13 protein-coding genes are annotated in these 15666 nt (G+C 71.1%); 7 read left to right on the plus strand and 6 right to left on the minus strand.

Annotated features, from left to right (window positions below; genetic code table 11):
• The first annotated feature begins 27 nt into the window (after positions 1-27).
• Positions 28-1197, plus strand: coding sequence for a citrate/2-methylcitrate synthase (locus tag DFJ68_RS00225; RefSeq protein ID WP_121030036.1), 1170 nt, complete (start codon positions 28-30; stop codon positions 1195-1197).
• Positions 1198-1292: 95 nt separating this feature from the next.
• Positions 1293-2567 (plus strand): MFS transporter, encoded by a 1275-nt coding sequence (locus DFJ68_RS00230; protein WP_170165672.1) that lies wholly within the window; start codon positions 1293-1295, stop codon positions 2565-2567.
• Positions 2568-2790: 223 nt separating this feature from the next.
• Here the strand turns inward: DFJ68_RS00230 and DFJ68_RS00235 are convergent, their stop codons facing one another.
• From DFJ68_RS00235 to DFJ68_RS00250, 4 genes are read right to left on the minus strand one after another with little or no spacing between them, the layout of a single operon-like run.
• A complete protein-coding gene (locus DFJ68_RS00235) occupies positions 2791-4038 on the minus strand; it encodes an ABC transporter permease (RefSeq protein ID WP_121030040.1) in 1248 nt (415 codons plus the stop codon).
• Complete coding sequence (locus tag DFJ68_RS00240; protein WP_420823644.1) at positions 4035-5009, minus strand: ABC transporter ATP-binding protein; 975 nt, start codon at positions 5007-5009, stop codon at positions 4035-4037. Before DFJ68_RS00240 ends, DFJ68_RS00235 begins: the two co-directional genes overlap by 4 nt.
• 27 nt (positions 5010-5036) lie before the next feature.
• The gene (locus tag DFJ68_RS00245) at positions 5037-5810 is read right to left on the minus strand and encodes a response regulator (protein ID WP_121030044.1); all 774 of its coding nucleotides are present in this window, start codon (positions 5808-5810) and stop codon (positions 5037-5039) included.
• Positions 5807-7168 (minus strand): sensor histidine kinase, encoded by a 1362-nt coding sequence (locus tag DFJ68_RS00250; protein ID WP_121030046.1) that lies wholly within the window; start codon positions 7166-7168, stop codon positions 5807-5809. Before DFJ68_RS00250 ends, DFJ68_RS00245 begins: the two co-directional genes overlap by 4 nt.
• A gap of 88 nt (positions 7169-7256) precedes the next feature.
• Between DFJ68_RS00250 and DFJ68_RS00255 the strand changes: the two genes are divergently transcribed.
• Positions 7257-8384 (plus strand): M24 family metallopeptidase, encoded by a 1128-nt coding sequence (locus DFJ68_RS00255; protein ID WP_121030048.1) that lies wholly within the window; start codon positions 7257-7259, stop codon positions 8382-8384.
• Between the two features lie 25 nt (positions 8385-8409).
• Here the strand turns inward: DFJ68_RS00255 and DFJ68_RS00260 are convergent, their stop codons facing one another.
• Positions 8410-9273, minus strand: a complete 864-nt coding sequence (locus tag DFJ68_RS00260; RefSeq protein WP_121030050.1) for a glucose 1-dehydrogenase — start codon at positions 9271-9273, stop codon at positions 8410-8412.
• 69 nt (positions 9274-9342) lie between these two features.
• Entirely contained in the window at positions 9343-9876 is a 534-nt protein-coding gene (locus DFJ68_RS00265; RefSeq protein ID WP_121030052.1) for a cyclophilin-like fold protein, read from the minus strand.
• Between the two features lie 230 nt (positions 9877-10106).
• Here DFJ68_RS00265 and DFJ68_RS00270 point away from each other — a divergent pair, with 230 nt between their 5' ends.
• The 4 genes from DFJ68_RS00270 (at position 10107) to DFJ68_RS00285 (ending at position 15643) form a co-directional block, all read left to right on the plus strand.
• Positions 10107-11018 (plus strand): helix-turn-helix transcriptional regulator, encoded by a 912-nt coding sequence (locus DFJ68_RS00270; RefSeq protein ID WP_121030054.1) that lies wholly within the window; start codon positions 10107-10109, stop codon positions 11016-11018.
• A 68-nt stretch (positions 11019-11086) separates the two neighbouring features.
• Positions 11087-11890 (plus strand): GNAT family N-acetyltransferase, encoded by an 804-nt coding sequence (locus DFJ68_RS00275; protein ID WP_121030056.1) that lies wholly within the window; start codon positions 11087-11089, stop codon positions 11888-11890.
• A 156-nt stretch (positions 11891-12046) separates the two neighbouring features.
• On the plus strand, positions 12047-13078 hold the full coding sequence (fbaA, locus tag DFJ68_RS00280) for a class II fructose-bisphosphate aldolase (protein ID WP_121030058.1): 1032 nt from the start codon (positions 12047-12049) through the stop codon (positions 13076-13078).
• 144 nt (positions 13079-13222) lie between these two features.
• Positions 13223-15643 (plus strand): ATP-binding protein, encoded by a 2421-nt coding sequence (locus DFJ68_RS00285; protein ID WP_147431483.1) that lies wholly within the window; start codon positions 13223-13225, stop codon positions 15641-15643.
• Positions 15644-15666: the final 23 nt, after the last annotated feature.

The raw sequence follows: 15666 nt of genomic DNA on the forward strand, positions 1-15666 counted from the left end.
GGCAGAAACGACCGAGAGGAGCACGTCATGAACGCACCGTCGACAGCCGTCGAGGTACCCCGGGGCCTGGCCGGTGTCGTCGTCACCGACACCGAGATCGGCGACGTCCGCGGCGAGGAGGGGTTCTACCACTACCGGCAGTACTCGGCCGTCGAGCTCGCCGAGTCGGTCGGCGTCGAGCAGGCGTGGCACCTGCTGCTGCACGGCCACCTGCCCGACGACGACGAGCTGCGTGACTTCCGTGAGCACATCGGTCGGCTCCGGGTCATACCGGAGGTGCTCGACCGGCTGCTCCCCGAGCTGTGCGAAGCGAGCGACGACCCCCTCCAGACGCTCCGCACCGCCCTGTCGGTGTGGGGTTCCGCCACCGGTCTCCGACCCCTCTACGACTGCGACGAGAGCGAGACGCTCGGCTCCGCCCTCGCCGCAGCGGCCGTGACGCCGACCATTCTGGCGGCCGCCCACCGCCTGGCCCAAGGCCTCGAGCCCGTGCCCGCCGACCCGTCGCTCGGGCACGCCGAGGACTACCTGCGGATGCTGACGGGGCGCCCGCCGTCAGCCCGCGAGCTGCGTGCGGTCGAGCAGTACCTCGTCTCGACGATGGACCACGGCTTCAACGCCTCCACCTTCACCGCCCGGGTCATCGCCTCGACCGGTGCCGACCTCGCCGCCTGTCTGGTCGGGGCCATCGGCAGCTTCTCGGGGCCCCGACACGGCGGGGCTCCGAGCCGCGCGCTGCAGGCCCTCGACGAGATCGGCACCGTCGACCGCGCCGCCGACTACGTCCGCGCCAAGATCACGGCCGGCGACCGGGTCATGGGTTTCGGCCACGCCGTCTACCGCACGCGTGACCCGAGGTCCGAGATGCTCAAGCGCACCGCCCTCGGGTTCGACGACCCACTGGTCGACCTCGCTGTGGCGGTCGAGGACACTTTTGAGCGCACCCTCGCTGAGCTCAAGCCCGGCCGACCACTGTTCGCCAACGTGGAGTACTACGCCGGAGTCGTCATGAAGCTCGCCGGCATCGACCCCAGCATGTTCACCCCGACCTTCTGCGTCGCCCGGGTCGTCGGCTGGACCGCCAACGTCGTCGAGCAGAGCCGTGACAGTAAGATCATCCGGCCCGCCGCCCGGTACGTGGGGCCACCGGCCCCGCAGCCGGTGCCCACCCGGCATCCGGCCCGTACGACCCCTTAAGTCAAGCTTGGCGTGACCACTCGACGTGCCCCAAGCGTCCTTTCGACGGGGTGTACGAGCCCTCTCGACGGGGTGGGGCGTGGTGGACTGGCGGCGTGAGCGAGCCGCCGAGCAGCAGACTGCTGGGCCACCGTGGGTTCGTGCTGTTCTGGGTCGCCGACGGGGTGTCGAACCTCGGCACCTTCGTGTCGGGGCTCGCTGTGCAGCTGCTGCTCATCGAGACGCTCGGGGCCGACCAGCAGGAGGTCGGGCTCGTGCGGTCGGCCCAGTGGCTGCCGTACCTGCTCTTCGGGCTGCTCGCCGGCGTGCTCGTCGACCGGGTGCGTCGCAAGCCGCTGCTCGTCGGCGCCGACGCGCTGTCGGCGGTGCTGTTCGGCGGCGTCGGAGTGCTGGCGCTGACGGGCCACCTGAGCGTCGGGCTGCTCGCCGCGGTCGTCTTCGTCGTCGGGTCGGCCTCGATGGTGTCGTCGGCGGCGAACCAGTCGTACCTGCCGAGCCTCGTGCCCGCGCCCCTGCTGCCGGTCGCCAACGCCCGGCTGCACCAGACGTACACCGCTGCGCAGTCGGTCGGTCCCCTCGTCGCCGGGCTCCTCGTGCGGGCGCTCAGCGCGCCGGTGGCGGTGCTCGTCGACGCGCTCTCGTACGCGGTGTCCGCGGTGGTCGTGGCCGGCATCCGTGACGGTGAGCGTGAGCCGGACCGACCAGCTAGCCCCTCAGCCTCGCGGCGCCAGGTACTCGCCGAGCTGCGCGAGGGCGCCGCGTGGGTCTACCGCCACGAGACCCTTCGCCCGTACGCGATCTCGCTGCACACGTGGTTCCTCGGCAACGGGCTCGTCGGCACGTTGCTCGTCTTCTTCGCCACCACCGAGCTCGGCCTCGGCCCGGTCGCGGTCGGCCTCGTGCTGGCGGTCGCCGGGGTGAGCGGCGTCGTCGGGGCCGGTCTGGCGCCACGCCTCGGCGACCGCTTCGGCGTCGGACCCGTCATGGTGGCCTCACAGTGGCTCTCGCCCATCGGGTTCGCCCTGCTGCTGCTCGCCCAGCCCGGCCCGAGCGCGCTGCTGTGGCCCGTGGTCGCGAACCTCGTCGTCGGCCTCGGCATGGGGGCGGGCGACCCCCTCGGCCTCAGCCACCGCACGACCGTGACGCCCGACCGGCTGCGCGGCCGCATGAACGCGACGATCCGCTCGTTCAACTGGGGCACGCTGGCCGTCGCCGCCCCGCTCGCGGGCTGGCTCGCCACGAGCTTCGGCAATCGCTCGGCCATCGCCGCCGGCATCGTCGTGCTGGCGGTCTCGGCGGTGGTGCTGACGGCATCCCCGGTCCGCCGGGTGCGCACGACGGCTGCCCCGGGCGAACACACCGAGCAGTGAGCAGTTCTACGAGTTACAACGCGTGAAGTCGGACATTGCTCGGTGTGTTCGCCGAGCAGCGGGCCGGATGCCGGGTCGCCGGCTTCCAACCGACGCCCCCTTGCGCCGAGTGGCCACCTCCCCTGACGGGAAGTGGCCACTCGACGGTGTTTGGGGTGTCGGGGGTTGGCCTTTCGACGGGGTCTATATGGCCTCTCGACGGGGTAGGCGGGGGTGGGGCGGGTCAGGCGTCGGAGGCCTTGAGGCCCTCGCGCCACGACATCTTGCCGCGGGTCTGCATGAGCGAGCGGCGGTAGATGCGCTCGCCGACGACGACGGTCACGGCCGCGAAGGCGAGCATGAGCAGCAGGGCCACGACCGGCTCCCACCAGGCAGCCTCGCCCGACAGGATGCGGCCCGGCATCGCCACGACCGACATGATCGGCACGAACGACGCGATCTTGAGCGCCGTTCCGGTCACGGTGAACCCGATGACGTAGACGAGCATGAGCACCATCGTCATCGGCGAGGTCGTGCTCTGGAGGTCCTCGGTGCGCGAGGCCAGGGCGCCGGCCACGGCGAAGAGGCAGGCGAGGGCGAAGAACCCCACGGCGAAGAAGACGACGAACCACACGACCGCCGCCGACAGCCCCGGCAGCAGCCCCGACAGGTCGGTGAACGAGACCGCCACGAGCCCGACCGCGCCGTAGAGGATCACCTGACCCAGCGCCAGCAGCGAGTTGCCGAGCACCTTGCCGGCCAGCAGCTCGCGCAGCGGGATGGCCGTCGCGATGATCTCGACGAGCCGCGACTGCTTCTCCTCGACGACGCTGGCCGCGATCTGCTGCCCGAAGAGCATCGCCGCCATGAAGAACAGCAGGGCGAACGCCAACGTGGCGAGCCGGATGGCGCCGGTGTTGTCCTCGGCCCCGTCGAGCCGTTCGGTGGCGAGCACCGTGCCCCGCTCGATGGCCTCGACGCTCGTGCCGGCGGCGGCCGCGTTCGCGGAGAGCGCCTCCGACCTCACCGCGTCGGCGAGCGCGGTCTGCACCGAGCCGCCCGGCGTGTCGGTGCTGGTGAGCACCCACGAGCCGTTCGAGCCCTGGTGCAGCCAGGCGTCGGCGTCACCGGCGGTCAGGGCCGACCGGGCCGCGGCCTCGCTCGACAGCGTCGTCGCCTCGATCTCGGTGCTCGAGTCAGCCGCCTTCGCAGCCGCGGCGGCCGTCGAGACGAGCCGACCGGCATCCTGCGACGTCACGGCCACCGTCGCGGTCGACGTGCGCCCGCTCTGCCACGCCGAGAACGCGCCGATGCCGACGATGAAGACGAGGGTGATGAGGGTCGAGACGAGGAAGGCGCGGTTGGTCAGGCGCACCACGACCTCGCGGCCGGCGACGATCGCCCATGGGCGGCCGGCCTGCGGGGCGCGCTCGCGCGAGCCGTCGCCCCCTGCTGCGGACGTGCGGGGGCTGGGGTCGGTCTGGGTGGTCATGCCGTCACCTCACGGTAGATCTGGGCCAGCGACGGGCGCTGCTGGGCGAAGTCGAGGACGTCGCCGCGCTCGAGCGCGGCGCTGAGCAGGGCGCGGGAGGCGCGCTCGTCGGTGAGCTCGACGACCGCGGTGGGCCCGTCGACGTCGACGACGTGGATGCCGGGGACGCCGCGCACCCAGCCCGCGTCGCCCGACAGGACGAGGCGGTGGCGCACGACCGACGTCGACCGCAGCTCGTCGGAGGTGCCGGCGGCGACGACCTTGCCGCGGGCCAGCACGACGAGGCGCTCGCACAGCCGCTCGACGAGGTCGAGCTGGTGCGAGCTGAAGAGCACCGGCACGCCGCGGCTCGTGTGCTCGCGCAGCAGGTCGACCATGTTGTCGACGGCGGCCGGGTCGAGGCCGCTGAACGGCTCGTCGAGCACGAGGGCCTGCGGGCGCCCCATGAGCGCGGCGATGATCTGCACGCGCTGCTGGTTGCCGAGCGAGAGCTTCTGCACCCTCTCCTTCGCGCGCTCGCCGAGCCCGAGGCGCTCGAGGTGCTCGGTCACCGACGCCTTCGCGGCCGAGGCCGTCAGCCCGCGCAGCCGCCCGAGGTAGACGAGCTGGTCGAGCACCGCCTGGTCGGGGTAGAGCCCGCGCTCCTCGGGCATGTAGCCGAACTCGCGCCGGTCGATCGCCGTGACGGGCCGTCCGCGCCACCGCACCTCGCCGGCGGTGGGCGACAGCACGCCCATGATCATGCGCATCGTCGTCGTCTTGCCGGCGCCGTTGCCGCCGACGAAACCCGTCAACAGTCCTCCGGTGACGGTGAAGTCGACGCCGTCGACGGCGCGGATGTCACCGAACGCGCGGGTCAGCCCGCGCACCTCGATGTCGTCACCACCGCGCGCGGTGGTCGAGGGGGATGCCGACCGGCCGGCATCCGGTGGGGTGGTGCGGCTCTCGGTGTGCTGGCTCATGACGCCCACGCTAGGCCTGCGGTGACTCGCGGGGGATCAGCCGGGCGGGGGAGCCGTGACCTCCCCCGGGAGGATGAGCCCGGTCTCGTACGCGAGCACGACGGCCTGCACGCGGTCGCGCAGGTGCAGCTTGGCGAAGACGTTCGACAGGTGCGTCTTGACCGTCGCCTCGCCGAGGAACAGGGTGCGCGCGATCTCGGCGTTCGACAGCCCCCGCCCGACGAGCTCGAGCACCTCGCGCTCGCGCGGGGTCAGCTCGTCCAGCCGCGGATCACGTTGCAGCGCAGCACCGCCCGGCGTTGACGCACCAGCGGGGATGCCGGTCGGCCCGGTCCCCGGGGCGCCCCCCGTCCGCTCTCGGGCCCGCTGCTCGATCAGCCGCCGGGTCACCTCGGGGGCGAGCAGGGCGTTGCCGTCGGCGACGGTGCGCACGGCCTGCACGAGGTGCTCGGGGTCGGCGTTCTTGAGGAGGAACCCGCTCGCGCCGGCGTCGAGGCCGCCGAAGACGTAGTCGTCGCGGTCGAAGGTGGTGAGGATGACGACCTGCGACAGGCCCTCGTCGACGATGTGGCCGGTGGCCTCGATGCCGTCCATGACCGGCATCTGCACGTCCATGAGCACGATGTCGGGGCGCAGCTCGCGGGCCAGCGTCAGCGCCGCGGCCCCGTCGGCGGCCTCGCCGACCACCTCGACGTCGCTCTCGACCGAGAGGATGAGCCGGAACCCCGAGCGCACGAGCTGCTGGTCGTCGACGAGCAGCACGCGGATGGGTCGGCTGCGCGGGTTCGACTGTGACGTGGGGTCGTTCATGACGCACTCTCCGGTAGGGGCATCCGTACGCGCACACGGTAGCCGCCGGTGACGCGCGGCCCGATCTCGCTCATGCCGCCATGCGTGGCGAGCCGCTCGCGCACGCCGAGCAGACCGAGTCCGCTGCCCGACGTGCCGGCCCGTGGCCGGCCGTCGTCGATGACCTCGACCTCGGCGTAGCCGTGGGCGAACTCGGGCTCGCCGCGGCGGTCGACCCGGACGAAGACGGTGGCCGACCCGGCCGTCGAGTGCCGGCGCACGTTCGACAGCGCCTCCTGCACGGTGCGGTACAGCGAGAGACCCATCGACGCGGGCACGGCCCGCACGGCACCGGGGCCGTCCTCGACGACCTCGCAGCGGGTGCGCAGGCCGGCGGTCGCGGCCTCCTCGACGAGGGCGGGCACGTCGGCGAGCGTCGGCTCGGAACGGCGCCCACCGGCATCCTCGCCGTCGGTGCTGCGCAGGGTGCCGAGCAGGCCGCGCATCTGGGTGACGGCGTCGCGTGACGACTGCTCGATCGAGCGCAGCGACGTCTCGGCGGTGTCGACGTCGCGCCGCAGCACGGTGCGGGCGGCGGCGGCCTGGATGCCGATGACGGAGACGTGGTGGGCGACGACGTCGTGCAGCTCGCGGGCGATGCGCAGCCGCTCGTCGACGACGGCGCGGCGCTGCAGCTCGTCGGCCTGGGTCGTGATCGTCTCGGCCTGCTCGGTGAGGCGGTGGCGCTGGTGCGCCGCCCACCACGTGGCCTGGCCCCAGACGATGGCGCCGCCGAAGTAGAAGGCGTTGACGAGGGTCGTGTAGACGACGTAGGCGGTGATGGGGGAGAACAGTCCCTGTCGTGGCAACGGTTTCCCGTTGTCGGTGAGCACGCTCTCGAGCCCGGCGCCGACGGCGAACTGCCACGTCAGCCACGCGAACATGACGACGACGACGGCGCCGACGACGAGCACCATGACGCGGCGGTCACGGGCCCAGGCGACGCCGGTGAAGATGGCGAAGAAGTAGACGACCTGCATCGGCACCGACACGACGACGGCCGGGACGGTGAGGCCGACGACGAGGAAGTGCAGCGACAGCCCGGCCATGACCGTGACGGGATAGCGCCGGCGCCACGCCAGTGGAACCGTGCCGGCCACGACGAGGGCGTGCGGCAGCCACCCCGGCCCGGGGCTGGTGCCGAGCTGGTCGATGCTGCGCAGCAGCTCGATGCCGAGCAGCCCGGAGAGCATGAGCACGGCGGCCACGATGGCGTCGGTCCTGAAGGTGCGGGCGCGGTCGCCCGGCACCCGCTCCCAGTCGGAGTCGACGCCGAACCACGACAGGAGCCGCCCGCCCGCCTCGCCCCACCTCGTCATGGGCGCCAGCGTAGGCAGTGGGGTGGGGCGGCGGATCCGCCGCACGGGGGAGGCCGGCCCGCGGCGGGCGGGTCCTAGGGTGAGGCGCATGGGTGTCGACGCCGCCGTACCGGACCTGCAGGTGACGAGGGAGCGGCTGCGCCGCCTCCGTGAGCAGGCCGCGGCGCGCGACGTCGCCGCGTGCGTCGTCACCCCCGGCAGCGACCTGCGCTACCTCGTCGGCGTCGGCGGCTCGTCGTTCGAGCGCCTCACCTCCCTCGTCGTGCCGAGTGACGACGCACTGCCGATGCGTTTCGTCAGCCCCGCCCTCGAGTTCGCCGGGCTGGGGCACATCCCGTTCGACGAGCTCGGCGTCGAGGTGCGCACGTGGGTCGACGGCGAGGATGCCGCGGGGCTGGCCGTCGAGGGCCTGCCCGGCGGGCGCCTGGCCGTGTCGGACATGACCCCGGCCCTGCACACCCTCGCGCTCGGTGGTCGCCACGGCGGCGAGCTGACGCTGGCCGGCCCGGTGGTGCGCGAGCTGCGCATGCGCAAGGACCCCGCCGAGCTGGCCGAGCTGCGCCGGGCAGGCGAGGCCATCGACCGCGTGCACGCGCGGGTGCACGAGTGGCTGAGGCCCGGTCGCACCGAGGCCGACGTGGCGGCCGACATCGCCGCCGCGATCGTCGAGGAGGGCCACACGGTGGCCGAGTTCGTCATCGTCGGGTCGGGGCCGAACGGCGCGAGCCCGCACCACTCCGTCAGCGACCGGGTCATCGAGCGGGGCGACGTGGTGGTCGTCGACATCGGCGGGCCGGTGCCGTCGGGCTACAACTCCGACAGCACCCGCACCTATGCGGTGGGGGAGCCGGCCGAGGCCGACGTCGTGCGCTCGTACGACGCCCTGCAGGCGGCGCAGCAGGCCGCGGTCGACGTGGTGCGACCCGGCGTGACGTGCGAGCAGGTCGATCAGGCCGCGCGGGCGGTGCTCAACGATGCGGGGCTGGGCGAGCGGTTCATCCACCGCACCGGCCACGGCATCGGGCTCGACGTGCACGAGGAGCCGTACATCGTGGCCGGCAACGACCTCGCCCTCGAGGCGGGCATGACGTTCAGCGTCGAGCCGGGGGTCTACCTGGCCGGCCGGTGGGGCGCCCGCATCGAGGACATCGTCGCCGTCACCGACGACGGGGTCGAGTCGTTGAACGTGCGCCCGCACGACCTCGTCGTGCTCTGACCGGGTCGGCGGTCGCCGCGCCGGGTCACTGGGCGGTGTAGCCGCCGTCGACGGGCAGCGCGACGCCGACCACGAAGCTGGCACCGGGGCTGCAGAGCCACAGCACGGCGGCGGCGACCTCCTCCGGCTGCCCGAGGCGGTTGATCGGCTGGTTCGCGACGGCCTGCTCGAGGTCGAGCTCGCCCTTGTCGATCATGTCCGTGACCATCGGGGTGGCGAAGGTGCCCGGGCAGATGGCGTTGATGCGGATGCCGCGCGGCGCGTACTCGAGGGCGGCGCTGCCGGTCAGGCCGATGACCCCGTGCTTCGAGGCGTGGTACGCGGCGCGACCGGGGAGCCCGACGAGGCCGCCGAGCGAGGAGCAGTTGACGATGGCCCCGCTGCCCTGCGACCGCATCACGGCCAGCTCGTGCTTCATCGCGGCCCAGACCCCGCGGAGGTTGACGGCGTTGACCCGGTCGAAGACCTCCGCCTCCTCGTCGGCGGCGTCGACGGGCGGCACCTGGATGCCGGCGTTGTTGAAGGCCATGTCGAGGCGGCCGTAGCGGTCGACCGTCGCCCGCACCGCGTCGCGGACGCTGCCCTCGTCGCTGACGTCGCAGGTGACGGCCAGGGCTCGGTGACCGGCCTGCTCCAGGGCTGCGGCCTCCCGGGTGACGACCTCGGTGTCGAGGTCGGCCAGCACCACGGCCGCGCCGGACCGGGCGAAGGCGCGGGCGGTGGCCAGGCCCATGCCGGAGCCGGCCCCGGTCACGAACGCCACCTGTCCGCTGAAGTCGTACGTGGGGTTGGCGAGGGGCGAGACGCCCCCGCCGGTCCGGGTGTCGTCGGTGGTTGGGGTGTCGGTGGTGGTGTCGCTGGTGGCGGTCTGGCCGGCTGCGGTGGTCATCGGTCTCCTCGGTGGCTTGGTCGTGCGGGTGGGCGTCCGCCGTGGTGGCGGACGAAGGACGGGTGGGGCTCAGGTCGCGCTGACGGTGGCGGTGACGGTCCCCTCGAGGGCGGCGAGGCGGCCGGCGGCGTCGTCCTCCAGCCGGCCGAGCAGGACGATCCCGGGGAAGTACGACTGGTCGCCGTAGTAGAGGACGAGGTCGTTGCCCGGCGCGTAGTAGCCGACCTGCCCCGGGTCCGGGTCGGCACCGTCCGGCTGCCCCTCGAGCGACAGCGGGGCCGGGAGCCGGCCGGTCTTCTCCACCGACCCGTGGTCGCGCATCTGGAGGGTCAGTGGCAGCTGGGCCACGAGGTCGCGGCTCGCTGCGCTGTCCGTCAGGGACGCCCGGAACCGCTCGGTCCCGATCGCGATGTCGATCTCCATCTCGTTCTCCTGCTCTCGCGCCGTGCTGCTCGGGGTGGGTGTGTTGCTCGTGCCGCTGATCGGCGGGTTCGGCGTGCTCGCGTTCGCGCCGCTGGTGCCCGGGGTGAGCTGAGTGGTCTGAGAAGTGGCCGCAGGGGTGCCGGTGTCGGGGGATGCGCCGCACGCGGTCGCGCCGCTCATCGCAGCCCACGCGACCAGAGCCCCGACGAGCCGAGTCCTCGTCCGGTTCGGACGGACCGTCACGGGGCGCGGCCGGATGCCGGGGGTGCTGGGTGGACTCATCGGAGGCTCTCCTTCGCGGCGGGTGCTGGTCTCCAGCAGACCGCGATCCCGGCGGACATGGCAGGGCGCGCTCATGGGGGTAGTGGCGCTACCTCCCTCGACCGTGCCCTGGTTCGTAACCTGACGGGGTGGGCAATCGAGACGACATCCGGGAGTTCCTCGTCAGCCGACGGGGCCGGCTGACCCCGGCTCAGGCCGGTCTGCACACCGGCAGCGGACACCGCCGCGTCCCGGGCCTGCGTCGCGAGGAGGTCGCCGTCCTCGCCGGGGTCAGCATCGAGTGGTACACCCGCCTCGAACGTGGGAACATCACCGGCGTCTCCGAGGAGGTCCTCGACGCGGTGGCCGGCGCTCTCCAGCTCGACGACGCCGAGCGCGTCTACTTGATGGACCTGGCGCGAGCCGCCCGTCCCGTCCGCTCCACCCGAGCCGCGGCCACCCGGCGACGCGCTCGCGTCACGGTCCCTCCGTCGATGCACTGGATGATCGACTCGATCACCCACTCCGCCGTCATCGTGCGCAACGGCCGCATGGACGTCCTCGCCACCAACACCCTCGGGCGCGCCCTGTACTCCCCGATGTACGACTCCCCGGTCGTCACGGGCGTCCCGGCGCCGCCCAACCTCGCGCGGTTCCAGTTCCTCGACCCCGGTGCCCGCGTCATGTGGCCCGACTGGTCGGGCGCCGCCCAGGTGACCGCTGCCCTCTTGCGCACCGAGGCCGGTCGCCACCCGCACGACCACGACCTGCGCGAGCTCATCGGCGAGCTCACCACCGTCAGCGACACCTTCGCCAGCATGTGGGCGGCCCACGACGTCCGCCTGCACACCACGGGGGCCAAGACCTTCCACCACCCGGAGGTCGGCGACCTCGAGCTCAACTACCAATCGATGGACCTGCCCACCGGCACCCGGCCCACCGCCCTGCCCCTGAACCTCACCGTCTACACCGCCGAGCCCGGCACCCCCCGCGAGGACGCCCTGCGCCTGCTCGGCAGCCTCGCCGAGCCGTCCCCGTCGGCCTCTCCCGTCACGACCTGAGGCGGAGGACGGCCTGCCGTCGATCAACCCCGTTGCGGGCGTCGAGGCGTCGCTGGTTCGCTGGGGCGATGCAACCACGCGAGCTGCTCGAGATCTTCCACGACCAGGCCCGGGCGCCGATCCCGACGGGCACGGCCGACCGGCCGGTCGAGGTGGTCGGTCTCGTCCGCCGCGAGTACGACCTCGACCCGCGCGGTCACTTCGCGATGATCGAGAGCCCCGACGGTCTCGGCGACGAGCCCTCGCGGTGGGACGCCGTCATCGCCGAGCAACGCGACTTCTTCGCCGCCCGCGGCCAGGAGGTCGAGTGGAAGACCTACGACTACGACCCGCCCGCCGACCTCGCCGCCCGGCTCGAGGCGGCCGGCTTCGTCAAGGAGGACGACGAGGCCCTCATCCTCGGCGAGGCGATGCCCCTGGCCGAGCAGGACATCACGCTGCCCGAGGGCGTCACGGTGCGCGCCGTCGACGGGCCAGAGGACTTCGCCCGGGTGCAGGCGCTGCAGGAGGAGGTCTACGGCGAGCCGCAGCCGTGGGTGACGGAGTCGCTGCTGCCCGACTGGCAGGCCCGCCCCGAGAGCACCGAGCTCGTCGTCGTCGAGGAGTCGCGCCACGGCCCTGCCCTCTGCGCCGCCCGCGCCGAGTACGACGCGAGCGACTTCACCGGCCTCTGGGGCGGCGCGACGCTGCCCGCCTGGCGCGGCCGCGGCCTCTACCGGGCGACGCTGCTGCACCGCGCCCGCCTCGGCCTCGAGCGCGGCAAGCCCTACGTGCGCGTCGACGCGCTGCCGACGAGCGAGCCGATCCTGCGCCGCCTCGGCCTGCACCGCGTGGCCACGACGACGCCCTACGTCTTCCACCCGAGCGCCTGACGCCGCCCCTCCCAGAGCCCCGCACCGGATGCCGGTGGGCGGGTTCTCGGTGGACGGGGCCACCCCGCGACCGCGGGTTGGGCCTCCCGGCTGGCTCCCCGGCATCCGTGGCAGGATTCTGGGCGGACCCGACGCCCCACCACTGCAGGAGACGCCATGCCCATCGCCACCCCCGAGGTGTACGCCGACATGCTCGACCGCGCGAAGGCCGGCAGCTTCGCGTACCCCGCGATCAACGTCAGCTCGTCGCAGACCCTCAACGCCGCGATCAAGGGCTTCGCCGACGCGGGCAGCGACGGCATCATCCAGGTGTCGACGGGCGGCGCCGACTACCTCTCGGGGCCGTCGATCAAGAACATGGTGTCGGGCTCGCTCGCCTTCGCGTCGTTCGCCGAGCAGGTGGCGAAGAACTACGACGTCAACATCGCGCTGCACACCGACCACTGCCCGAAGGACAAGCTCGACGGCTTCGTGCGCCCGCTGCTGCAGGCGTCCATCGAGCGCGTCGAGGCCGGCGGCCTGCCGTGGTTCCAGTCGCACATGTGGGACGGCTCGGCCGTGCCGCTCGACGAGAACCTCGACATCGCCCGTGAGCTGCTCGCGCTGGCCAAGCGCGCCAACATCGTGCTCGAGATCGAGGTGGGTGTCGTCGGCGGCGAGGAGGACGGCGTCGCGCACGAGATCAACGACAAGCTGTACTCCACTCCCGACGACGCGATTGCGACGATCAAGGCGCTCGGCGCCGGCGAGAACGGCCGCTACCTGACCGCGCTCACCTTCGGCAACGTGCACGGCGTCTACAAGCCGGGCAACGTCAAGCTGCGCCCAGAGGTGCTGCTCGAGGCGCAGAAGGCCGCCGCCCGCGAGCTCGGACTCGGCGAGGACGCGCGCCCGTTCGACCTCGTCTTCCACGGCGGGTCGGGCTCGCTGCCCGAGGAGATCTCGGCTGCGGTCGACAACGGCGTCGTCAAGATGAACGTCGACACCGACACCCAGTACGCCTTCACCCGTGAGATCGCCGGCTGGATGATCAGCAACTACGAGGGCGTGCTCAAGGTCGACGGTGAGGTCGGCGACAAAAAGAAGTACGACCCGCGTAACTGGGGTGCGGCTGCCGAGGCGGCCATGTCCGCGCGCGTCGTCGAAGCATGCACGGCGTTGCGTTCGGCGGGTCGTCACGAGGGCTAACCCCTCAACCCCCGCTTGCCGGCGCCAACGCGGCACCTAGGGGCGCTGCCATCTCTTTGCACTCCAGCGGGTCGAGCTGGTCGAAAGCGTGGACGCATGCCTTGTGGATGGTGTAAATCAGTTACAGGCCGTTCATCATAACGTGTGGCCGCGCCGGACCCGCTCGACGGGCTTGCTGAGGCAGGGGGAAGCGGAGTGGGGGACGGGCTTAGCTCGGCACTTTTCGGACGGCTTAGAGAGCTTAACGCCCTCAACGGGATGGTTGACGGCCTCCTTTCGGGGCAAACCTCGGTGGCCCGGGTCGCACTCCTTTCCGGCCACAGCGGCGTCGGCAAGTCAGCGCTGGCGTCAGCGGCGTTGGAGCGCGCGACGGCCTTAGGGGCCGAGGTGGTCCGAATTGCATGCGAGCCGTTTCACGACGGGATGAGCTTCTTCCCCATCCGCGAAATCGTGCGTCACCTGACGTTTGGGCGACCCCTGGACCAGGCCGTGGCCGAGATGTATGGAGAGAACTCGACGCAGTCCGAGATGGCCGCCGTGAGCGAGTCGCCCACTGCCGAGCCGAGCAGTCGCCGCGAGGCCCTTGTGGGCACGTTCACCAATGTCATCGTTGGACGGTTCTTGGTCGCAGGACACGCGCCGCTCATCATCTTCATTGACGACCTCGAGCACCTTGACGCGGGGAGTGCCGACGCCCTGATCTGCCTTATTTCCCGGCTGTCGGAGGCGCCGGTTCTCATCATGGGCGCCTACCGGCGAGACCTCACCACAACCTCGACGCACCCGCTTCGGACGGTCATCACGACGGCTCGTCGCGTCGACGGGATGCTGAATTTGTTGGAGATCGGCACGTTCGGCGAACGCGACATCACCGAACTAACACAGGTGATGTTGGGGGGGCCGTGCGACCTCCCGGGCGCCTTTTACGACAAACTTGCAAAGGAGACCGAGGGAAATCCACTCTTCATCCGAGAGATCCTTAGGACGCTCAGCACCATCACTCCTATGGTGGAGCGCCCTCCGCTGCGTGTCGTTGACGGCCTATGGACCTTCGGTGGGCAGGTGGACGGCTGGAAGATCCCCGAGACAGTTGAGGACGTCATCGCTGCCCGCCTTGACGCGCTCGAGGCCGATCGTCGCCAGGACCTAGAGTTCGCGGCCGTGGTCGGACGTCGGTTCGCCTTCGAGGTTTTGACGCGGTTGAGTTCAGTAGGCGAAGATGATCTGCTGTCGCACCTCGAGCAATTCCTGTCTTTCGACATCATTCGTGAAGTCGAAGCTCAGGATGACACGTTCGAGTTCTCCCATGGCAAGATCCGCGACGTGCTCTACGAGTCCCTGAGTGGCCTGCGCCGCCGAAAAATTCACGCCCGGGTCGCTGAGGTGCTTACGCACTTCATCGGTTCCACGAATGAGGACTGGGACGCGCTCATCGGGACCCACCTTTATCGTGCCTCGAGTCACGCAGACGCCTTTCCCTACCTACTCCGTGCTGCACGGAGCGCTGCAAAGACCGGCAGCGCGCGCGAGGCGGCATCCTTATACCGCAACGCGTACGTGGCTGCCGACCACGCGGTTCCGAGCGGATACGAGTCCAAGAGCTCGGTAGCCCTAGAACTCGTCGAGGCATTGCTTGGCATCAACGAAACCGACGAAGCCCGCGCGCTGCTCGTTGACGTCTTGAACGGGACGACGACCGCGGACACTAGGGCGATGGCCTTGAACTTCCTCGGGGACGCACTGTTGTTCCAGGGCAGGATCGCCGAGTCATTGGAGGCCTACGCGCAGTGCGAATCACTCGCGAGGGCGAATCAGTTGGAGGAAGCGATCTGTGAAGTCGCCTGTGACCTCGCCGAGGTCCACGGCCGTCAGTACGAGAAGCTGGCGGGCAGCGACCCCACGGCAGCGGGTCGACACGGTGAGACGAGTCGTCACTATGTGGATGAGGCTTATGCCCGTGTGAACCGGATTCGATCGGCGACTCTGAAGGCCCGCACGCTACGCAATAAGGCCAAACAGCTTCGCGTGGCCGGCGATATCACGGGCGCCATCGACCTCTACTTGGAGTCCAACGCCTGTGTCGACGCTCGCGTCGCGGGTCACCGGTTCCTGATCCCCTACGCAAAGGCGTTGCGCCTGCAGGGCGACGTGGACGAAGCGGCCCGAGTCGTCGACCGCGTCATGGACTGGAGTGTCCAGGCAGGGTCTCGCCGTTCCGAGGGCATCGCCCTTCAGTACCGCGGTCTCATGCGCATGATGGCCGCCCACAACGACGCCACACTGGAGGAAGCCAAAGCAGACTTGGTGAAGGCTCTGCAGTTGCATAGAGTTGTTAGGTTTGTACAGGGCATTCACGAGACGGAGCTGAGCCTCGGGGAAGTCACGCTGCGGCTCGGCAGCCTAGAGGAGGCCCTCGACCACCTTCGCACAGCAGTCGGCACGCCTACATCCGATCTCCGGTTCGTGCTCGTGGCGGCGGCGGAAGAGCTCGACGCGAATGGCGAGACCGACCGCGCCGACGTGCTGCGGACCGCTGCCACGACGCCCGAGGCCTTCGAGCCGTGATCCGACTTCGGTCCACACTAGTA

Source organism: Terracoccus luteus (assembly GCF_003635045.1).
Classification (GTDB): domain Bacteria; phylum Actinomycetota; class Actinomycetes; order Actinomycetales; family Dermatophilaceae; genus Terracoccus; species Terracoccus luteus.